This is a genomic window from Stenotrophomonas sp. (assembly GCF_059505245.1).
On record NZ_JCACKF010000029.1, the window covers coordinates 34433 to 53376 of the forward strand.

An 18944-nucleotide genomic window follows, 5' to 3' on the forward strand; every position below is an offset into this window, starting at 1 on the left:
CTCGGTTGCGGCCGTGGGGGTTGGCCGGGTCAATAGGCATTCTCACGCAGCCAGGCGTGCACGCTGCGTATGTCGGGCAGCGCGAACACCGCCGCGCTGGGTTCACGTTCACCCACCAGCACGCTCCAGCCATGCTGGCTGTTGGCGGCATCGAAGCCGAATTCATCGGTGAGGTCGTCACCGAGAAACACCGGCAGGCGGCCGCGGAAGGGCAGGTACTGCATCATCCGGCGCACGGCACGGCCCTTGTCGGTGCCGACGGGCACGAACTCGACCACATGGTCGCCGGGTTGCAGGCGGTAACTGGCGCGGCCCCGCACGTGGCGATCGGCGAAGGCGCGCACATCACTTGCCGCGTGCGGCGCACCGCGCCAATGCAGGGCCAGGCCGACGCCCTTGTCTTCCACCAGCACGCCGGGATGGCCGTGGGCAAAGCGCATCGCCTGCTGGTGCAGCGCGTGCAGCCACTCGGCGGTGTCGTCGTCGTGCTCGTCGCGCAGCACACGACCGTCCTCGCCGCGCAGTTCGTGCCCATGCAGGCCGGCGGCAGGCAGCTGGAGGGGAGCAAACAGCTGGTCCAGCTGTTCAAGCGGTCGGCCACTGACCAGTGCCACGGCGCCTTCCAGGCGGTCACTGATGCGGCCGATGGCTTCGCGCACATCCGGCAGGAGCTGCACGGCATCCGGTCGTGCAGCGAATTCGATGAGGGTGCCATCGACATCGAGGAACAACGCACAGGCGTCGTCCAGCAATGGCGGTGGCGGACGCAGGGGGAGCGGTTCAGCCATGACGACCAGCCTGCCAGCCTGGGCGTGTACGTGGGGTCGAGGGCAGGCTGCGGATCAGCTTCGGTGGGTGCCGACCGTTGGTCGGCACGGCAGGTTAGCCTGCATCCAGCCCAAACAGCGCGGACCAACGGTCCGCACCCACCCAATGCGATCAGAACGTATAGCGGACGCGGCCGTAGTAGTACGCGCCGTTGCTGCCGATCGGCGACAGCACGTCGTACGGCAGGTTGCCGAAGTAGTGGATATCGCTGTTGGATCGATCCGGGTAGTTGTCGGTCAGGTTCTGGCCACCGATCGCCACGCTCCATTGCGGGGTGATGCGGTACTCGACTTCGGCATCCAGCTGCCATTCGGCCTGGTAGGTCTGGCGCGGGATATAGCCATCACCGAAGTTGAACACCCGGGTGGCGCTGCCGTAACGGTTCACGCGGGTGCTCAGCGACCAGTGGTCGTTGCTCCAGGCGGCCGAGAAGCTGCCACGCGTGCGCGGGGTGGCATCGGTCAGGGTGTTGGTCTCCTCGATGCCGAACAGTACGTAGTCCGGGTTCAGCGCGCGCAGCTGCGCCGGCGTGGCCAGCACATTCTTCAGCGTGGTCTTGGTGTAGGCGTAGGTGCCGGTCAGCAGCAGCTGGCCATCGCCCAGCGACTGCCGCCAGTTGCTTACCAGCTCGGCGCCACGGGTGCGGGTATCGGCGGCATTGACGAAGAAGCTGGCGCTCTGCAGGCCACTGACGCCGTAGCTGGCGGCCACGTAATCGGTCAGCGCATCGCCGGTGATGCTCTCCGACAGCGCGATGCGGTCGTCGATATCGATCTGGAAGAAGTCCAGCGACAGGTCGAAATGCTCGCCGATGCGGCTGGTGAAGCCCAGCGAGGTGTTGATCGACTTCTCCGGCTTCAGGTTCTGCGCACCCAGGCCACGCGCGATCGGATTGTTGACCGACAGCAGCCGGCCCTGCACCAGCTGGCCGCCGGCGTTGTAGCCGGTGGAGGTGGATTCGTAGCCGATCTGCGCCAGCGACGGAGCGCGGAAATTGTTGGAGATGGCACCGCGCAGTGCGAACGCCGGGGTGAATTCGTAGCGCAGGCCGAGCTTGCCGGTCAGTTCGCCGCCAAAGTCGTCGTTGTGCTCGTAGCGCGCGGCCAGGTCGGTGGAGAACTTCTCGCCGAACTGGCTGGACAGGCTGGCATAGGCGCTGGCCACGTCGCGCGACAGGGTGGCGGCGTCCTGTGGGGTCAGGCCGCCACCGGCCTGCGAGCCGGTCGGGCGGTCGGTGTACGGGCCCGCCGCATAGCTGGCCGGGTCGCCGGGGCGGGTCTGGTAGCGCTCATGGCGCGCTTCCACGCCCAGGCCCAGCGTGTGGCTGATGCTGTCGCTCTGGGTGAACACGCGGCTCAGATCGAGGTTGCCCACGGTCTGCGCGTACTCGTAGTCGGCGGTCTTGAAGCGGGTCGGGCTGGTCGGGCCCAGCGATGCGTTGAGCGAATCACGCAGGCGGTAGGTGAAGTCGTTCTGGCCGTAATCCAGGCTGCTGTCGTAGCTCCATTCGCCCCACTGCCCGCGCACGCCGGCCACGGCCTGTACGTCGCGGTTCTCGCCTTCGGAGATCGGTCGGTAGCCGTTCGGATAGACCTGCTTCCAGTTGGCATCGCCATCGGGATAGCGGAAGTAGTTGGCGCCTTCGGTATCGCGCTGGTTGAAGGTGCCGAACGCGTAGAACGTCGAGGTCTGGCCTACCGGAATCTCGGTGTTCAGCCACAGGTTGATGTCCTTGCTCTTGCCATCGCCCAGCACGTAGTTGCGCTTGCCCTGCAGCGCCAGGTTGTCCGGCGTCTGGTCCCACGGCGGAATCTGGTCAAAGCCAGCGCGGTTGGTGCCGTTGCGGTGCTTGTATTCCAGGCCGACGCGCAGGAAGCCGCCGTCCTCGCCCAGCGAAGTACCGACCTTGGCGCTGACGTTGCCGGTCTGGCCGTCGGTGAGGGTGCGGCCGATCGGCTTGAGGTCGGTGTGGTTGGCACCGTAGCTGGCCTCGATCTCGCCACCGTCGCCGCCGTTGTCGAGGATCACGTTGATCACGCCGGCCACGGCGTCCGATCCGTAAAGCGCACCGGCACCATCGCGCAGCACTTCGATGCGCTTGATCGCGCTGACCGGGATCGAATTGAAATCGACCGGGGTGGTGCCCTTGCCGATCTTGCTGTCGGTGTTGACCAGTGCGGTGTGGTGGCGGCGCTTGCCGTTGACCAGCACCAGCACCTGGTCCGGCGACAGGCCACGCAACTGCGCCGCGCGCACGTGGTCGGCGCCACCGGAGTTGGATTGGCGCGGGAAGTTGAACGACGGCAGCAGCGCCTGCAGCGCGCTGCCCAGTTCGCCGTTGACCACGCCGGCCTTGCGGATGTCCTCGGCGGTGAGCACATCCACCGGCGAGGTGGATTCGAGCACGGTGCGGTCTGCGGCACGGGTGCCGGTGACGATCACGGTGTCCAGGTTGGTGGCGTCCTGGGCCAGGGCCGGGATGGCAGCGGAGGAAAGCGCGAGGGCGATGGCGAGGCCGAGCGGCGACGCGGGCAGGCGGGCGGACATGGAGGGCTCCAGCAACAACGACGACGGGGAAGGGGGGAGATAGTTTCACTTACATCCATCCGGATGAAGCGATATATTATCTTCGCGTGATGGCCGGTGCCGATGCAAGTCCCTGCCGGTCCGGCATGAGCTGATGCCCGGTTGGCATCAGCACGCCGGGCCGGTGGCGCTGTACGCTGCCGGCTTGCCCTGTCCCCCTTCCCCGGAGCTGTACCGATGAAACACCTTGGCCTCGTCTTCGCCGTGCTGCTGGCCACCAGTGGCTGCGCCAGCCTGTCTTCGCAGGCGCCCAGCGCCTATGCCACGGCCACCACCGCCGAACTGAAGGGCGATGCCGCCCGCCCTTCCGCCGGCCACGGCTGGGTGCGCAGCGAGCTGTACTTCGGCGTAGGCGAGGAGCAGGGGGCCGGCAACCGCCCGCAGGCCGACACCATCAGCGACGCGCAGTGGCGCGCCTTCCTTGACAAGGAAGTAACGCCGCGCTTCCCGGACGGCCTGACCGTGTTTGATGCCTACGGCCAGTGGCTGTTCCGCGGCGATGCCGCGCCCAACCGCCTGCGCACCAAGGTGCTGGTGGTGCTGCACGAGGACACCCCGCAGCGCCGCGCCGACATCGAGGCGATCCGCCTGGCGTGGAAGCAGCAGACCAGGCATCAGTCGGTGCTGTGGTCGCGGCAGCCGGTCGAGGTATCGTTCTGAGTTGAAGGTGCCGCCGCGGTGCTGCAGGGAGCAATGATGAACTACAGGGAATGCCTGCTGGGCCTGGCATTGGCAGGCGTACTGGCACCGACGGCGCAGGCGGGTGGGGACGACGGAGAAACGCTGCGCTTCCAGGTGGCCGCGCATGTGCAGGCGCATGCCGATCCGCAGCAGGACGGCAGCATCGCGGTGCAGCTGTCACCGTCAGGCAAGCGCCAGACGCTTGAGGGCGCGGCCGATGCCGACGGCAATTCGCGATGGTCGCTCGAAGATGTCGATTTCGATGGCTACCCGGAACTGGTCGCGCGCGCCTCGGTGGGCATGGTCAACGAAGCGGTGACGGTGTACCGCTTCGATCCGGCCAGTGCCGGGTTCCGCGCGCTGCAGGCCGACACCCACGGCAAGGACAGTTGCGGTGACCTGATGGGGCTGGCGGTCGACCGTCCGAGCCGCACGCTGACCAGCAGCTGCCGCAGCGGCCCGATGTGGTACACCGACCAGTACCGGTTTGCAGGCGCGAAGCTCTATCTGTACCGCGCCGAGAGCGTGCTGATGCTGGGCGATACGTTGAACGCCGCGCTGCAGTGGGAACAGACCGGCGAGCAGGGCCCGCTGGCGGTCTGGCGCACCTATGATGCCGCCGGCCGGGTGCTGGAAAGTGCCATCGCCGATGGCCTGGGTGCACCGCCGGATGGACCGTTGCGTGGCCAGCAGGCCACCGTGGTGCCCGCGCGCCTGTTCCTGTTCGATCGACCCGGCGCATCCAGCACCAGGCGTTACCTGGTGCAGGGAGACCGCGTGGAGATGCTGGATGAACAGGATGGCTGGGTGAAGCTGCGCTATCGCAACCCGAAGCAGGGCGCGGTGGAGGGCTGGATCAACGTCAACGATTGACTCGATCTCCGCCGGTAGTTTGCCTATCGAGGTGATGTGCGCCTTGCCCACGGAGGCATCACTTCTTCGGGTCTAGCCTCGGATGCTCTCCCCTCGAGGATGTATCCGATGAGCAAGCGCGTTGCCGAGATCGTTGTCGATACCCTGCAGCAGGCGGGCGTCCGCCGCTGTTACGGCATCGTTGGCGATACCTTGAATCACGTCACCGATGCCCTGCACCGCAGTGAAATCGACTGGGTACATGTACGCCACGAAGAAGTGGCCGCCTTCGCTGCCGGCGCCGATTCGCTGGTGAGCGGCGAGTTGACCGCCTGTGCGGGTTCTTGTGGTCCCGGTGGCCTGCACTTCATCAACGGCGTCTTCGAGAGCAATCGCAACCGTGCACCGATGGTACTGATCGCCAGCCAGGTGGTGACCAGTGAGCTGGGCATGGAATTTCCGCAGGAAGTGGACTTCAAGGCGGTGTATGCCAGTTGTTCGGTGTTCTGCGAGCAGGTGCACAGCCCGGAGCAGGCGCGGCGCGTCGTGGCCCTGGCCTGCCAGGCCGCGATCAGCCGCCGTGGCGTGGCGGTGGTGATCCTGCCGGCCGACATCAGCCAGGCCGAGGTGAAGCACGATGTGCCGTTCTCGGTTCACTACACCCAGCCGGTGCTGCGCCCGTCCGATGCCGAGCTGCAGCGCATCACCGAACTGCTGGGGCAGGGCAAGCGCATCGGCATCTATGCCGGTGCCGGTTGCCAAGGCGCGCACGCGCAGCTGCTGGAGCTGGCCCGGCGCCTGCAGGCGCCCATCGCGCATACCTCGCGCGCCAAGGATTTCGTCGAGCCGGACAACCCGTACAACATGGGCATGACCGGCATCTTCGGCATCGAATCCGGCTTCCACACGCTGATGGAGTGCGACACGCTGCTGCTGCTCGGCGCCGATTTCGCCTGGGGCCAGTTCTACCCGGACAAGGCCACGATCATCCAGGTCGACCGCGATGGCAGCCACCTCGGCCGCCGCCACCCGGTGAACCTCGGCGTGGTCGGTGACGTCGCACCGACGCTGGACGCGCTGCTGCCGATGCTGCCGCCGCGCGAGGACAGCAGTTTCCTGGACGAGTGCATCGGGCATCGCGACAAGGCGCTGAAGAAGCGCGAACAGGAAGAACAACCGGGCGAGGGTGAACTGATCCATCCGCAGCACCTGACGGCATTGCTGTCGAGGCATGCCAGCGACGATGCGCTGTTCACCGCCGACGGCGGTTCGCCGATGGTGTGGGTGCTGCGCCATATCCGCGTCAACGGCCGCCGCCGCACGCTGACCAGCCTGCTGCACGGCACGATGGCCAACGCGATGCCGCAGGCGCTGGGCCTGCAGAAGGCCTTCCCCGGCCGGCAGGTGATCTCGCTGTCCGGTGATGGTGGCTTGGCGATGCTGCTGGGTGACCTGCTCACGGCAGTGCAGGAGAACCTGCCGATCAAGGTGGTGGTGTTCAACAATGGTTCGCTGAACTTCGTCGAGCTGGAGCAGAAGGTGGAGGGCCTGCTGGACAACTACACCGACCTGAAGAACCCGGACTTCGGCCGCCTGGCCGAGGTCATCGGCTTCCACGGCCGCACGGTGACCCGCAGCGAGGATCTGGAAGAGGCGGTGCTGGATTTGCTGTCCCAGCGCGGCCCGGCGCTGCTGGACGTGCATACCAGCCGCGCGGAGCTGGTGATGCCGCCGCAGATCGAGGCCAAGCAGGTGGCCGGTACGGCGTTGTACGCCGCCAAGGCAGTGTTGAACGGCCGCTTCGACGACGTGAAGCATCTGCTGGTGGACAACTTCCTGAAGAAGTAGAGGGTTGGTCGATGCAGGGCTGCGCCCTGCACCCGCGGTAGTGCCGGCCGCTGGCCGGCCACCTTGGAAGCAACGGCGGCAATCCGTGAGCAGGTGTCGACCTTGGTCGACACGGCAGATCCACGCCATGCGTGGATGAACGAACGAATGATCGGAATGATCTTCTGTAGCCGAGCCCTGCTCGGCTCAGAGGCTTCGCGTACAGCAGCCGAGCATGGGCCCGGCACTGCAGCCAGAGCCTGCCTTGGCTTTGGATCTTGTGATTTTCTTCCGTGGCTGCCACGCGCAGGAAACTGTCAGGGGCCGGTCGAGGCGCAGGACCGTTGGCGCCATGGATGGCGCCATCGAGCCCCCATGGGTGAGGGCGCTTTGCTTGCGAAGCACTGCTTCGCAAGCGCCCGAACGCACAGCCGCCAGCGGCTGGGCCGGTCTGGGGGTTTACGAGTGTCCTGCGCAGCCCACCCCGACCGGCCGAACTCGCAATGCCAGTCGACTAACAGTCGACTCTACCCGCGACCAGCCACGAGGGGCCCCGCCGTTGGCTGGAACCCATCATTCCACGACGGAATTGGCGCGCCGGCCTCGCTGGGCCTACCATCGGCGCTCCCCACCCCCACCGCCCCTTCCATGTCCGCTCCCGCTTCCGCCGTACCGCGTCGCTGGTTCGTCGCCGGCGACTTCAACGGCTTCTTCGGCCTGGTCGTCGACAACCTCTCCATCCTCGGCTTCATCGCCATGGCCCTGGTCGGGATCTTCCAGTTCCCCGCCGACGTGGTGTTCGGCCGAATGTTCCCCGGCACCGCCTTTGGCGTGCTGGTCGGCAACCTGCTGTACACCCTGATGGCGCGCCGGCTGGCGGCACGTACCGGCCGCGACGATGTCACCGCCATGCCGCTCGGCCTGGATGCCCCCACCAGCATCGGCATGGCCCTGCTGGTGCTCGGCCCGGCCTTCCTCGCCTTCAAGCAGCAGGGCATGGATCCGCATGCTGCGGGCATCGCCACCTGGCAGCTGGGCATGGCCGCGCTGGTCATCATGGGCGTGCTCAAGTTCGTGCTGTCGTTCTTCGGTGAAGCGGTCACCCGCGCGCTGCCGCGAGCTGCGCTGCTGGGTTCCATCGCCGGCATCGCGCTGGTGCTGATGGGCCTGCTGCCGCTACTGGAAACGCTGCGCTCGCCGCTGGTCGGCTTCACCACGCTGGGCCTGCTGCTGTATGTGCTGATCGCCAAGGGCAAGCTGCCGGTGCGTGGCCCGGGCGTGCTGCTGGCCTTCGTGTTCGGCACCGTGCTGTATTACGGACTTGGCCTGGCCGGGCTGGGCGCGCCCGGCTTCCATGTGCCGGAATGGGTGCCGCCGCAGGTGGTGCTGCCGCTGCCGACGCTGGGCTTCCTCGATGGCCTGCCCACCGCGATGACCTACCTGCCGCTGCTGCTGCCGTTCGGCCTGCTGATGGTGGTGGGCGGCATCAATGTGTCTGAGAGCGCACGCGCGGCTGGCGATGACTACCGCACCCGCGACATCCTGCTGGTGGAGGCGGTGGCCACGCTGGTGGCGGGTGTCTGTGGCGGTGTCGCGCAGACCACGCCCTACATCGGCCAGCCGGCCTACAAGCACATGGGCGCGCGCAGCGGCTACACGCTGCTGACCGGCCTGTTCGTCGGCATCGGCGGCATGCTCGGCATCATCTCCGGGCTGGTGCAGTGGCTGCCGCTGGCGGTGCTGGCACCGATCATCGTGTACGTGGCCATCGACATCACCACCCAGGCCTTCCAGGCCACGCCGCGCCACCATACCGGCGCAATGGTGTTCGGTTTCCTGCCGTCGGTGGCTTACCTGCTGGCGATCAAGGCGCCGGGCTGGATCGCACCGGACCAGCTGCCGCAGCTGCTGACCAAGCTCGACGGCCACGGCCTGCCGGAGCTGGCGGTGATCTTCACCCTGGGCAATGGCTTCATCATCACCTCGATGCTGTGGATCTCGGCCGTGGCGGCGATGGTCGATGGCCGCCTGCGCCGTGCCTGCGGCTTCCTGCTGGTGGCGGCGGTGCTGACCCTGTTCGGCCTGATCCATTCGGTGGACCCGCGTGGCGGCATCTACCTGCCGTGGGATCTGGACGGGCTGGCACGCATCATCAGCTTGCAGTTCGCCGGCGCCTACGTGGCATTGGCGCTGCTGCTGGGCCTGCTGTCGCTGCAGAAGCAGCCGGTGAAACCGCTGGATGATCGCACCGATCATTGACTGGTGACGCCGGGCATGGCCCGGCGTTACCGCTCCTTCCACTTCTGGTGCTCTGTAGAGCCGAGCATGGCTCGGCTCTACAGGGGCGTGTTGCAGGCGGCGAATGATCACAGCGCGCTCTGCCGGCCAGCGGCCGGCACTACCGTTCGGCGTCCAGTTCCGGGTAATGGCGGAAGATGCCGTTGGTGTTGAACGGCAACCGCCGCTCAGACGCCAGATAGGCGGCGATGTTGGGTCGTTTCGCCACTCGTTCCTGCAGCGCGCGCAGCCGGGGCAGGGTGGGGCCGAGCGCCTGCATGCGGCGCGGAAACATGTAGTCCAGCCCGCTCAGCAGCTGGAACAGTGACAGATCCACATAGGAGTGCTCGCGCAGTGCATGGCGGCCACCGTTGGCGGCCATCACCTGCTCGAAATAGCCGAGGAACTTGGGCAGGCGCTCGCTGCGCAGTGACGCGGCTCGTGCCTTGGCCTCGGTCTTCTGCTGTTCGTAGTACTTCGATGCGGCGATCGGATGGTGGGTGTCGTGCACCTCGGCTACCAGGTCGGCGATGGTCAACTGCAGTTGCAGCGCCTGCATCCGCCGCGATGCGGCCTGCGGCACCAGGTCCAGCGTCGGGCCGAGGAAATCCAGGATCGCCGCGACCTGCGCGATGACCTGGCGGCCGGCCTTCAGGAACGGCGGCGCAAAGGGCTGTGCCCCTTCGTTGCGACCCTCCAGAAACGGCTGCATCACCGCATCGCCGTGCACCCGCGCCATGTCGATGTAGTCGGCGCCGGCATCTTCCAGCGCCAGGCGCACGAACTCGCCACGGCCCTGGATGCCGGTCCAGTAGTACAGCGCGTACTGCATGGCAGAGTCTCCACGGGACAGGACTCCTAGCCTCGCGCGGGTGGCGCAAAGCAGACGTGAGCGTGGACGACGCGTGCCTGAACCCGAACGGCAGCGGAACAGGCGGGGAACCGGCTGCACTCGATGGGGTCACACCTTCTCCATGCGTGTGAAACGAGGTGCTGCATCATGCAGAGTGGAAAGGCGGTCTGGCCCTGGGTGTTGGGTGTGGTGGTGATCGGTGGCGCGGGCGGCTGGTTGTTCCGCGATCAGCTGAAGAGCCTGGCCGACGGTGTCCCGGTGCCGGTGCAATCAACCCCTGCCAGTACCAGTGCACCGGCACAACCGCAGGCGGCCGCAGAGCCCGCGCCAGCACCACCATCGATCAGGCATCCGCTGGATACCGAGGCCGCCGCCGACCCGGCGCTGCCGAAACTGGCTGACAGCGACGCCGCGGCCTGGGGCGCACTGAGCCAGCTGTTCCAAGGCGAGGGGCCGCTGACCCTGCTGCTGCGTGATCACCTGATCCAGCGCCTGGTCACCCAGGTCGACAACCTGGACAAGCCCAGCGTGCCGCCGACCGCGCTGGCCGCGCGGCCGCTGCCGGGCAACCTGCAGGTCGATACGGGCGAAGGCGGCGAACGCATCGCCGCCAGCAATGCGGCACGCTATGCGCCTTACGTACAGGCGTTCACTGCGCTGGACCCGGCGGCAACGGCTACCGCTTACAAGCGCTTCTATCCGCTGATCCAGCAGGCCTATGCCGACCTTGGCCGGCCCGAGGGCTATTTCAACGACCGCCTGGTCATGGTGATCGACCACCTGCTGGACACCCCGGAACTGGCCCAGTCGCCGCTGGTGCAGCGCGATGAGCGCGGCCGCTATCGCTTCGTCGATCCCACCCTGCAGTCACGCTCGATCGGGCAGAAGGCCCTGCTACGCATGGATCCTGCACAGGCGCGGGCGATCAAGCAGCAGCTGCGGGCGATCCGCAGCGCGATCACCCGCTGAGCCCGTCCACCGTGCGGAACTGATCGGGATCAACGCGCCGACCACACGCGCTCCGGCATGCTGGCCGCAGGCTGACTGGCCCCGGGGTGCAGTCGCAGCCACCCTTGAAACCGGGTGGGGCAACCGCATCTTTCCAGCATTGCCGGCCCAGGCCGGCCCTGAAGACCGATGAGGATTCGCAATGCGGATGGACAAGCTCACCTCGCGTTTCCAGCAGGCGCTGGCAGACGCACAGTCGTTGGCCGTGGGCCGCGACAACAGCATCATCGAACCGGTTCACCTGTTCAGCGCGCTGCTGGACCAGCAGGGTGGCAGCACGCGCCCGCTGCTGGCCCAGGCCGGGGTGAACGTGCCGGTGCTGCGCGAGCGCCTGACCGAGGCGCTGGACGCACTGCCGAAGGTATCCGGCCAGGCCGGCAACGTCTCGATGGGCAACGATCTGGGGCGCCTGCTGAACCAGACCGACAAGCTGGCGCAGCAGCACGGGGACGCCTTCATTGCGAGCGAGTGGTTCGTGCTGGCGGCGCTGGACGATGGCGGCACGCTGGGCATGGCGCTGCGCGCCGCCGGTGCCGACAAGACGCGCCTGCAGGCGGCGATCGACAAGCTGCGTGGCGGCGAGAACGTGCAGTCGGAGAATGCCGAGGAGCAGCGGCAGGCGCTGGAGAAGTACACCATCGACCTGACCGCGCGGGCCGAGAGCGGCAAGCTCGACCCGGTGATCGGCCGTGACGAGGAAATCCGCCGCACCATCCAGGTGCTGCAGCGCCGGACCAAGAACAACCCGGTGCTGATCGGCGAACCCGGCGTGGGCAAGACCGCGATCGTGGAAGGGCTGGCCCAGCGCATCATCAACGACGAAGTACCCGAGGGCCTGCGCGGCAAGCGCGTGCTGTCGCTGGACATGGGCGCGCTGATCGCCGGGGCCAAGTTCCGCGGCGAATTCGAGGAGCGACTGAAGGGTGTACTCAACGACCTGGCCAAGAACGAAGGCCAGATCATCCTGTTCATCGATGAACTGCACACCATGGTCGGCGCGGGCAAGGCCGACGGCGCGATGGATGCCGGCAACATGCTGAAGCCGGCGCTGGCACGCGGCGAGCTGCATTGCATCGGTGCGACCACGCTGGACGAATACCGCAAGTACATCGAGAAGGACGCTGCGCTGGAGCGCCGCTTCCAGAAAGTCTTCGTCGGTGAGCCGTCGGTGGAGGACACCATCGCGATCCTGCGCGGGCTGAAGGAAAAGTACGCCGTGCACCACGGGGTGGAGATCACCGACCCGGCCATCGTGGCCGCCGCCACGCTGTCCAACCGCTACATCACCGATCGCCAGCTGCCGGACAAGGCCATCGACCTGATGGACGAGGCTGCCTCGCGCCTGCGCATGGAGATCGACTCCAAGCCGGAGGAGCTGGATCGCCTGGAACGCCGGGTGATCCAGCTGAAGATCCAGCGCGAGATGCTGAAGAAGGAAAAGGACGAAGCCTCGCGGCAGCGGCTGGCCGACCTGGAGAACGACATCGACGGGCTGGAGCGCGAGTTCTCCGACCTTAATGAAATCTGGAAGTCGGAAAAGGCTGCGCTGCAGGGCGCCACCAAGATCAAGGAGCAGGTCGAGCAGGCCAAGCTGGAACTGGAAGCCGCGCAGCGCCGCCAGGATTTCGCCAAGATGAGCGAGATCCAGTACGGCCTGTTGCCGCAGCTGGAAAAGCAGCTGGCCGCGGCCCAGGAAGCCGAGCACAAGGACTTCAAGCTGGTGCAGGACCGGGTCACCGACGAGGAGATCGCCGAGGTCGTGTCGCGCTGGACCGGCATTCCGGTCAACAAGATGCTCGAAGGCGAGCGCGACAAGCTGCTGCGCATGGAAGAAGTGCTGCACAACCGTGTGGTCGGCCAGGAGGAAGCGATCAAGGTCGTCTCCGATGCCGTGCGCCGTTCGCGTGCCGGCCTGTCCGATCCGAACCGTCCGGCCGGCTCGTTCCTGTTCCTCGGCCCGACCGGCGTCGGCAAGACCGAGCTGTGCAAGTCGCTGGCCGAATTCCTGTTCGACAGCGCCGACGCGATGATCCGCATCGACATGAGCGAATTCATGGAGAAGCACAGCGTCGCCCGCCTGATCGGCGCCCCCCCGGGTTACGTGGGCTACGAGGAAGGCGGCTACCTGACCGAGGCGGTGCGCCGTCGCCCGTACTCGCTGATCCTGCTGGACGAAGTGGAGAAGGCGCATCCGGATGTGTTCAACATCCTGCTGCAGGTGCTGGACGATGGCCGCCTGACCGATGGCCAGGGCCGCACCGTGGACTTCCGCAATACCGTCATCGTGATGACCTCGAACCTGGGCTCGCACCAGATCCAGGACATGAGCGCCGACGACAGCCCGGAGGCCTACACGCAGATGAAGGCAGCGGTGATGGGCGTGGTGCAGGCGCACTTCCGTCCGGAGTTCATCAACCGCCTGGACGACATCGTGGTGTTCCACCCGCTGGACAAGCAGCAGATCAAGCAGATCGCGCGCATCCAGATGCGCGGGCTTGAGAAGCGGCTGGCCGAGCGCGGGTTGAAGCTGGCGGTCTCCGATGCGGCGTTCGACCTGCTCGGCAACGTCGGCTTCGATCCGGTGTACGGCGCGCGCCCGTTGAAGCGTGCGATCCAGTCGCAGCTGGAAAACCCGCTGGCGCAGCAGATCCTGTCCGGCGCCTTCGTCAACGGCGATACCATCGAAGTCGGCAACGACGGTGGTCGCCTGGTGTTCGCCAAGGCTTGAACCGGTGGCGCCCCAGCCATGGCTGGGGCGCCATCAGAGCGTTGGCAGCGCACGATGGTCCTGTTTCACTTTCGCAAGGATGAGGAGAATCGCATGGACGTTGCCCGCAGGGCTTCACTCTGCATGACGCTGGCGGTGGCTGCTGTTTGTGGACACGCCGCGGCCGCCGAACAGGTACAGCTGCCGCCGATGGAGGGCTACCAGCAGGCCCACCAGAGCACCGACGCGCAAGGCAACCGCATTACCGAGTACGTACCGCAGGGCCAGACCGTGCACGACTGGACCGACATGGTCACCGTCAACGATGCGCCGAACAGCGGCCATGTGAGTCCGCGTGAGTTCCTCGGCATCATCGAGGCGGGGTGGCGCATCGCCTGTCCGGCCGCGCAGAGCCACTGGATCCGCGAAGGTGAAGAAGGGGGACGGCCCTTCGCCCTGCTGATGCTCGGCTGCCCGCGGAATCCGGGGACAGGCAAGCCCGAGTTCACCTGGATCAAGGGCGTGCAGGGCAGGCAGGGCTTCCACACCGTGCAGAAGTCGTTCCGCTCCGAGCCGGAGAAGGAGGACGTCGTGCAGTGGATCGGCTGGCTGCGCGAGGTCGGGTTGTGCGGCAGCGGCGACGCACCGGCCTGCCGCTGACCGCAGAGGGAAAGGGCGCCCAGCGGCGCCCTTCATGCATCAGAAGCGGTGGGTGTAACCGCTCATCAGCCCGAACTGGTTTGCCTTCTGCACGATCGGGCTGTTGGCCGCATCGCCGAGCAGGCGCGTGCCTTCGGCCGAGATGTACCAGTTGCCGTTGCGGCCCACGCGGTGGCTCCACTTCAGGCCGACACCGGCACTGACCAGGCCGGCCTTCGGCCTGTGCTCGGCGAAGCCCGTGCGTTTGGCCTGTTCCGGGCTGACGCCGTACCAGGTCTGCATGTAGCCGCGGTTGCCGTAGTCGGTGGAAACACTGCCGCTGACCACGCCACCGGCCAGGTAGAACAGCGGCATGCTCAGGTTCAGATGGATCTGCTGGGTGGCCAGGCCGTTCTCGGCCTTGTCCTCGTCCTTGCGGGTGAACTGCCAGGAGCCGCTCAGCACGGCTTCGCCCAGCGTATAACCAGCCGAGACGCCGACCAGGGGACGGGTATCGATATCACCCATGCCGCGCAGGAAGTCCGAACCGCCCAGCAGCGAGTCCTTGTCCTTGCGGATGCCGCTGGCGCCGACATAGGCACGCACGCGCGTGTGCTCGCCGAGGGAGGTGCCCCAGCCGATGCCACTGGTGCCCAGAAACCATCCCCCCGGCGAGGTGACATCAAAGGACAGCGACGGCGTCGCACGATACTCCTCGCTGCCGCTGTAGCGCGGTGCCACGCCGCCACCGGCGGCGAGCTCGAAGGTCCAGTGGTCATCCTTGGCGTGGGCGATCGGGGCGGCGAACAGCGGCAACACGGCCAGGCAGAGCAGGGCGGGGGAACGGCGAAGCTGGGACATGGAAACTCTCGGCAATGGGAGGAAAGCAGCGCGCGCATCCGGCGAGTGCTGCAGGGTTGCCAGCGTGGCGATATGCCGGCGACCGATCCGTCCGCAGTTGTGCGGGAGTTGTAATCAACTGTAATCGCGCCCTTGGGCGTTCAGCTGGCAGCCAGCGGCCAGTGCATTTCCAGGCGCGCGCCGCCCAGCGTGGCGCGACTGATGCGCAGCTCGCCGCCGTGGCGGGCTGCAATGCGGCCGACAATGGCCAGGCCCAGGCCGAAGCCGCCGGTATCGCGGCTGCGGCTGTCGTCCAGGCGGGTGAACGGGCGCATCACCTTCTCCCGATCGGCTTCGGCGATGCCCGGGCCGTCATCGTCCACGCGCAGGCAGGCGCGGCCGCTGATACCGACCAGCGAGACCTCCACCTGCGAACGCGCGTGGCGCAGCGCATTGCCGACCAGGTTGCTCAGCGCCAGCTGCAACAGGCGTGGCTCGGCATCCACTCGCGGCAACGCGCTGGGCTGCACGCGCAGGACAATGCCGGCACGTTCGGCATCGCGGCGGGCATCGGCCAGGCAGGCCTGCAGCCAGTCGTTGGCTTCGATGCGCTGCATCGGTTCGCCCTCGCTGGGATGCTCCAGCCGTTCGTAGGCCAGCAGTTCGCTGACCAGCCGGTTGAGCTCGGCCAGGTCGCCGTGCAGGCCCTGCGCCAGCCGTTCGCGGCGTTCGCGGTCATCGCTGTCCTGCATCAGGTCCAGGCCGAAGGCCACCCGCGCGATAGGCGTGCGCAGTTCGTGCGAAATGGCATGGGTCAGGTCGCGCTGGCGCTGCACCAGTTCGGCCACGCGTGCCGCCATGCGGTTGGAGTGTTCGACGATGACCCGGATCTGCGAGCGGGGCGAAACCTGCGCACGTGCCTGCAGGTCGCCGGAACCGATGCGGTCGGCGTGCCGGCGCAGTGCTTCCAGGTCGCGCCAGAGCAGGCGCACCCAGGCATACAGGCTGGCGCCCACCAGCAGCAGGATGCTGAGGTAGGCGGCGATGGTCATGTACGTCGTCATCTGCACCGCGCCGGGCAGGCGCAGGTGCAGCCAGCGGCCGCCGATGCCGTCGATGGGCAGCAGCACCTGCTGGTACTGATCGCGCACGACGAAGCCATCGGCCTTCACGGCCTCCTGTTCCTGCGCGTCGAGCGCGGGAGGTTTGTCGAGCAGGGTCAGGGCGATGCCGTAGTGTGGCTGCCACTGTTGCAGGCGCTCACGCTGCTGGACGGCGTCCAGGCCGGCCAGGCCACTGCGCAGGGCGTACACCTGCCCGCGCACCTGCTGCACGAACACGCGATCCTGCACGGGCGTGTAGATGCCATCCAGGATGTGGTTGAGAAAGAACACCGACACCAGGAAGCAGGCGCCGGTGATGAACCACAGCCACAGGAACAGCCGCTTCATTCCGACCAAGCCGCAGGATTGAACTGGTAGCCGCGCCCCCACACGGTCTTGATCCGCCGCGGTTCGCGCGCATCGTCGCCGAGCTTGCGGCGCAGCTTGCCGATGCAGACGTCGACGCTGCGGTCCAGACCGTCGAAGCCGATGCCGCGCACCGCCTGCAGGATCTGGTCGCGCGACAGGATCTGCCCCGGCTGGCTGGCCAGCAGCCACAGGATCTCGAATTCCGTGGTGCCCAGCTCGACCGGCTGGCCGTGCAGGTGCACCTCGCGCTGCATGCGATCGATCAGCAGCTCACCATGCATCAGCCGGCTGGGGGTGCCGGTGTTGCTGCTGCCGTGGCGGCGGCGCAGCAGGGCGCGCAGGCGGGCCAGCAGCAGGCGTGGCTCGATCGGCTTGTGCACATAGTCATCGGCACCCGATTCCAGGCCCAGCACCTGCTCGATGTCGTCCTCACAGGCGGTCAACATCAGGATCGGCACATCGGAGAAGCTGCGGATCTGCCGGCACACATCGATGCCCCCCAGGCCGGGCAGCATCAGGTCCAGCACCACCAGCTCCGGCGCATGCTGGCGGCAGGCGGCGCTGGCGAGGTCGCCGCGTGCCACGTGCTGCACGGTGAAGCCATGTTCGTGGAGATAGTCGCTGACCAGTTCGGCCAGGCGACGGTCGTCCTCCACCAGCAGGACCGACGTGGGCGAACTGCTGGCAGGGGGAGTCCAGGGGGATGGCTGCATGCGTGGGGCCTCCGTTCCCAGGCAGGAGCGCCCGGCGGCGCAGCCTAGCAACGCCCCATGACGACTGCCTGAATCGCGGCCAACCTGATAACCGCGGGTACGGACGTCATCGCCAGCGGCTTTCAGCAGGCGGCCCTGGCTGGCCTATGGTGGCGGTTTCCCGGATGGAGCCTGGTGCAATGAGCGACCCGCAGTGGCAACTGGAAACCCTGGCCGTGCACGGCGGTTACCGTCCCGACCCGACCACCCGCGCGGTGGCGGTGCCGATCTACCAGACCGTGGCGTATGCCTTCGATGACACCCAGCACGGCGCCGACCTGTTCGACCTGAAGGTTCCGGGCAACATCTACACGCGCATCATGAACCCCACCACCGACGTGCTGGAGCAGCGCCTGGCCGCGCTGGAAGGCGGCATCGGCGCGCTGGCGCTGGCCTCGGGGCAGGCCGCGATCACCTATGCCATCCAGACCATCGCCGAGGCCGGCGACAACATCGTCGCCTCCAGTGCGCTCTACGGTGGCAGCCTCAACCTGCTGGCGCACACGCTGCCGCAGTACGGCATCCAGGCGCGCTTGGCCGATCCGGCCGACCCGGGCGCGTTCGCCGCGCTGATCGACGAACGCACCAAGGCGGTGTTCGTCGAATCCATCGGCAACCCGCGCGGCAATGTCACCGACATCGCCGCCATCGCCGAGGTCGCGCATGCCGCCGGGGTGCCGCTGATCGTCGACAACACCGTGGCCACGCCGTTCCTGCTGCGCCCGTTCGAGCACGGCGCCGACATCGTGGTGCATTCGCTGACCAAATACCTCGGGGGACACGGCAACAGCCTGGGCGGCGCGATCATCGATTCCGGCCGCTTCGACTGGACCGCACAGCCCCAACGCTTCGCGCGGCTCAACCAGCCCGACCCCAGTTACCACGGCGTGGTCTATACCGAAGCCCTGGGGCCAGCGGCCTACATCGGCCGCGCGCGGGTGGTGCCGCTGCGCAATACGGGCGCTGCGTTGTCGCCGTTCAACGCGTTCCTGATCCTGCAGGGCATCGAGACCCTGGCCCTGCGCATGGAACGCATCAATGCCAATGCGCTGGCCGTTGCGCAGTTCCTGAAGGCGCATGCCAAGGTCGCCTGGGTGCGCTACGCCGGACTGGCCGACGACCCCGAGCATGCCGCCGCGCAGCGCTATCTGGGTGGACACGGCTCGGGCGTACTGACCTTCGGTCTGCCCGGTGGGCGCGAGGCCGGCGCCCGCTTCCTCGATGCGCTGAAGCTGTTCACCCGCCTGGTCAACCTGGGGGATGCGAAGTCACTGGCCACCCATCCGGCTTCGACCACGCATCGCCAGCTGGATGCAGCGGAGCTGGCCAAGGCCGGTGTCAGCGAGGACACCGTGCGGCTGTCGATCGGCATCGAACACATCGGCGACCTGCGCGCGGACCTGGAACAGGCCCTGGCCGGCGCCTGATAGCTGCGCGCTTGGTCGTCATCGCCACAGGCGATCACCGCCGGCACCGCGATGGGTTACGGTGGAACTGCCTCTCCAAGGCGTGGCAACGTGGCGATCCAGATCCCCGGTCGATGCGGGTCGACCGGGGATTTTTTTGTTTCCGGGGTCATATCCGTTTTCCTGTGGAAAACGGATCTGACCCCGCGCGCCGCC

At 67.2% G+C, this 18944-nt stretch carries 14 protein-coding genes; 8 read left to right on the forward strand and 6 right to left on the reverse strand.

The annotated features are described in order from the left end of the window. Window positions 1-29: 29 nt before the first annotated feature. Together otsB and AC5JLE_RS11850 are read right to left on the reverse strand one after the other, a co-directional pair. Entirely contained in the window at window positions 30-788 is a 759-nt protein-coding gene (otsB, locus tag AC5JLE_RS11845; RefSeq protein ID WP_014648189.1) for a trehalose-phosphatase, read from the reverse strand. Window positions 789-939: 151 nt separating this feature from the next. Beyond that, complete coding sequence (locus AC5JLE_RS11850; RefSeq protein ID WP_049419420.1) at window positions 940-3375, reverse strand: TonB-dependent receptor plug domain-containing protein; 2436 nt, start codon at window positions 3373-3375, stop codon at window positions 940-942. 216 nt (window positions 3376-3591) lie between these two features. Between AC5JLE_RS11850 and AC5JLE_RS11855 the strand changes: the two genes are divergently transcribed. From AC5JLE_RS11855 to AC5JLE_RS11870, 4 genes are all read left to right on the forward strand, one after another. Then, window positions 3592-4074 carry a DUF3574 domain-containing protein gene (locus AC5JLE_RS11855; protein WP_032957546.1) on the forward strand — a complete coding sequence of 161 codons (483 nt, stop codon included), beginning with the start codon at window positions 3592-3594 and terminating at the stop codon, window positions 4072-4074. Window positions 4075-4110: 36 nt separating this feature from the next. After that, entirely contained in the window at window positions 4111-4968 is an 858-nt protein-coding gene (locus AC5JLE_RS11860; RefSeq protein ID WP_049405002.1) for an SH3 domain-containing protein, read from the forward strand. Window positions 4969-5076: 108 nt separating this feature from the next. Then, on the forward strand, window positions 5077-6795 hold the full coding sequence (locus AC5JLE_RS11865) for a thiamine pyrophosphate-dependent enzyme (RefSeq protein ID WP_241884276.1): 1719 nt from the start codon (window positions 5077-5079) through the stop codon (window positions 6793-6795). Window positions 6796-7422: 627 nt separating this feature from the next. Beyond that, a complete protein-coding gene (locus AC5JLE_RS11870; RefSeq protein WP_049440354.1) occupies window positions 7423-9033 on the forward strand; it encodes a SulP family inorganic anion transporter in 1611 nt (536 codons plus the stop codon). A 139-nt stretch (window positions 9034-9172) separates the two neighbouring features. Here AC5JLE_RS11870 and AC5JLE_RS11875 read toward each other — a convergent pair whose 3' ends face one another. Further along, window positions 9173-9883: a glutathione S-transferase gene (locus tag AC5JLE_RS11875; protein ID WP_014648184.1), complete on the reverse strand. Its 711-nt coding sequence runs from the start codon at window positions 9881-9883 to the stop codon at window positions 9173-9175. A gap of 168 nt (window positions 9884-10051) precedes the next feature. On the opposite strand from AC5JLE_RS11875, the gene AC5JLE_RS11880 reads away from it, so the two are divergent. From AC5JLE_RS11880 to AC5JLE_RS11890, 3 genes are all read left to right on the forward strand, one after another. Further along, window positions 10052-10873, forward strand: coding sequence for a DUF3014 domain-containing protein (locus tag AC5JLE_RS11880; RefSeq protein ID WP_014648183.1), 822 nt, complete (start codon window positions 10052-10054; stop codon window positions 10871-10873). A 181-nt stretch (window positions 10874-11054) separates the two neighbouring features. Beyond that, window positions 11055-13640 (forward strand): ATP-dependent chaperone ClpB, encoded by a 2586-nt coding sequence (gene clpB / locus AC5JLE_RS11885; protein ID WP_012481080.1) that lies wholly within the window; start codon window positions 11055-11057, stop codon window positions 13638-13640. 93 nt (window positions 13641-13733) lie between these two features. Further along, window positions 13734-14279: a hypothetical protein gene (locus tag AC5JLE_RS11890; protein ID WP_241884278.1), complete on the forward strand. Its 546-nt coding sequence runs from the start codon at window positions 13734-13736 to the stop codon at window positions 14277-14279. Window positions 14280-14318: 39 nt separating this feature from the next. On the opposite strand, the gene AC5JLE_RS11895 is transcribed toward AC5JLE_RS11890, so the two are convergent. The 3 genes from AC5JLE_RS11895 to AC5JLE_RS11905 all read right to left on the reverse strand — a co-directional run bounded on the left by AC5JLE_RS11895 (window position 14319) and on the right by AC5JLE_RS11905 (window position 17283). After that, window positions 14319-15119, reverse strand: a complete 801-nt coding sequence (locus AC5JLE_RS11895; RefSeq protein ID WP_496065324.1) for a MipA/OmpV family protein — start codon at window positions 15117-15119, stop codon at window positions 14319-14321. A 140-nt stretch (window positions 15120-15259) separates the two neighbouring features. Next, a complete protein-coding gene (locus AC5JLE_RS11900; protein WP_049407037.1) occupies window positions 15260-16549 on the reverse strand; it encodes an ATP-binding protein in 1290 nt (429 codons plus the stop codon). Then, window positions 16546-17283 carry a winged helix-turn-helix domain-containing protein gene (locus AC5JLE_RS11905; protein WP_049407034.1) on the reverse strand — a complete coding sequence of 246 codons (738 nt, stop codon included), beginning with the start codon at window positions 17281-17283 and terminating at the stop codon, window positions 16546-16548. Before AC5JLE_RS11905 ends, AC5JLE_RS11900 begins: the two co-directional genes overlap by 4 nt. Window positions 17284-17462: 179 nt before the next feature. On the opposite strand from AC5JLE_RS11905, the gene AC5JLE_RS11910 reads away from it, so the two are divergent. Beyond that, complete coding sequence (locus tag AC5JLE_RS11910) at window positions 17463-18749, forward strand: O-acetylhomoserine aminocarboxypropyltransferase/cysteine synthase family protein (protein ID WP_496065325.1); 1287 nt, start codon at window positions 17463-17465, stop codon at window positions 18747-18749. Window positions 18750-18944 lie beyond the last annotated feature (195 nt).

What these genes read in the sequence shown, in the direction of transcription:
- otsB (WP_014648189.1), bottom strand. Translation starts at nt 788, where the DNA reads ATGGCTGAACCGCTCCCCCTGCGTCCGCCACCGCCATTGCTGGACGAC.
- AC5JLE_RS11850 (WP_049419420.1), bottom strand. Translation starts at nt 3,375, where the DNA reads ATGTCCGCCCGCCTGCCCGCGTCGCCGCTCGGCCTCGCCATCGCCCTC.
- AC5JLE_RS11855 (WP_032957546.1), top strand. Translation starts at nt 3,592, where the DNA reads ATGAAACACCTTGGCCTCGTCTTCGCCGTGCTGCTGGCCACCAGTGGC.
- AC5JLE_RS11860 (WP_049405002.1), top strand. Translation starts at nt 4,111, where the DNA reads ATGAACTACAGGGAATGCCTGCTGGGCCTGGCATTGGCAGGCGTACTG.
- AC5JLE_RS11865 (WP_241884276.1), top strand. Translation starts at nt 5,077, where the DNA reads ATGAGCAAGCGCGTTGCCGAGATCGTTGTCGATACCCTGCAGCAGGCG.
- AC5JLE_RS11870 (WP_049440354.1), top strand. Translation starts at nt 7,423, where the DNA reads ATGTCCGCTCCCGCTTCCGCCGTACCGCGTCGCTGGTTCGTCGCCGGC.
- AC5JLE_RS11875 (WP_014648184.1), bottom strand. Translation starts at nt 9,883, where the DNA reads ATGCAGTACGCGCTGTACTACTGGACCGGCATCCAGGGCCGTGGCGAG.
- AC5JLE_RS11880 (WP_014648183.1), top strand. Translation starts at nt 10,052, where the DNA reads ATGCAGAGTGGAAAGGCGGTCTGGCCCTGGGTGTTGGGTGTGGTGGTG.
- clpB (WP_012481080.1), top strand. Translation starts at nt 11,055, where the DNA reads ATGCGGATGGACAAGCTCACCTCGCGTTTCCAGCAGGCGCTGGCAGAC.
- AC5JLE_RS11890 (WP_241884278.1), top strand. Translation starts at nt 13,734, where the DNA reads ATGGACGTTGCCCGCAGGGCTTCACTCTGCATGACGCTGGCGGTGGCT.
- AC5JLE_RS11895 (WP_496065324.1), bottom strand. Translation starts at nt 15,119, where the DNA reads ATGTCCCAGCTTCGCCGTTCCCCCGCCCTGCTCTGCCTGGCCGTGTTG.
- AC5JLE_RS11900 (WP_049407037.1), bottom strand. Translation starts at nt 16,549, where the DNA reads ATGAAGCGGCTGTTCCTGTGGCTGTGGTTCATCACCGGCGCCTGCTTC.
- AC5JLE_RS11905 (WP_049407034.1), bottom strand. Translation starts at nt 17,283, where the DNA reads ATGCAGCCATCCCCCTGGACTCCCCCTGCCAGCAGTTCGCCCACGTCG.
- AC5JLE_RS11910 (WP_496065325.1), top strand. Translation starts at nt 17,463, where the DNA reads ATGAGCGACCCGCAGTGGCAACTGGAAACCCTGGCCGTGCACGGCGGT.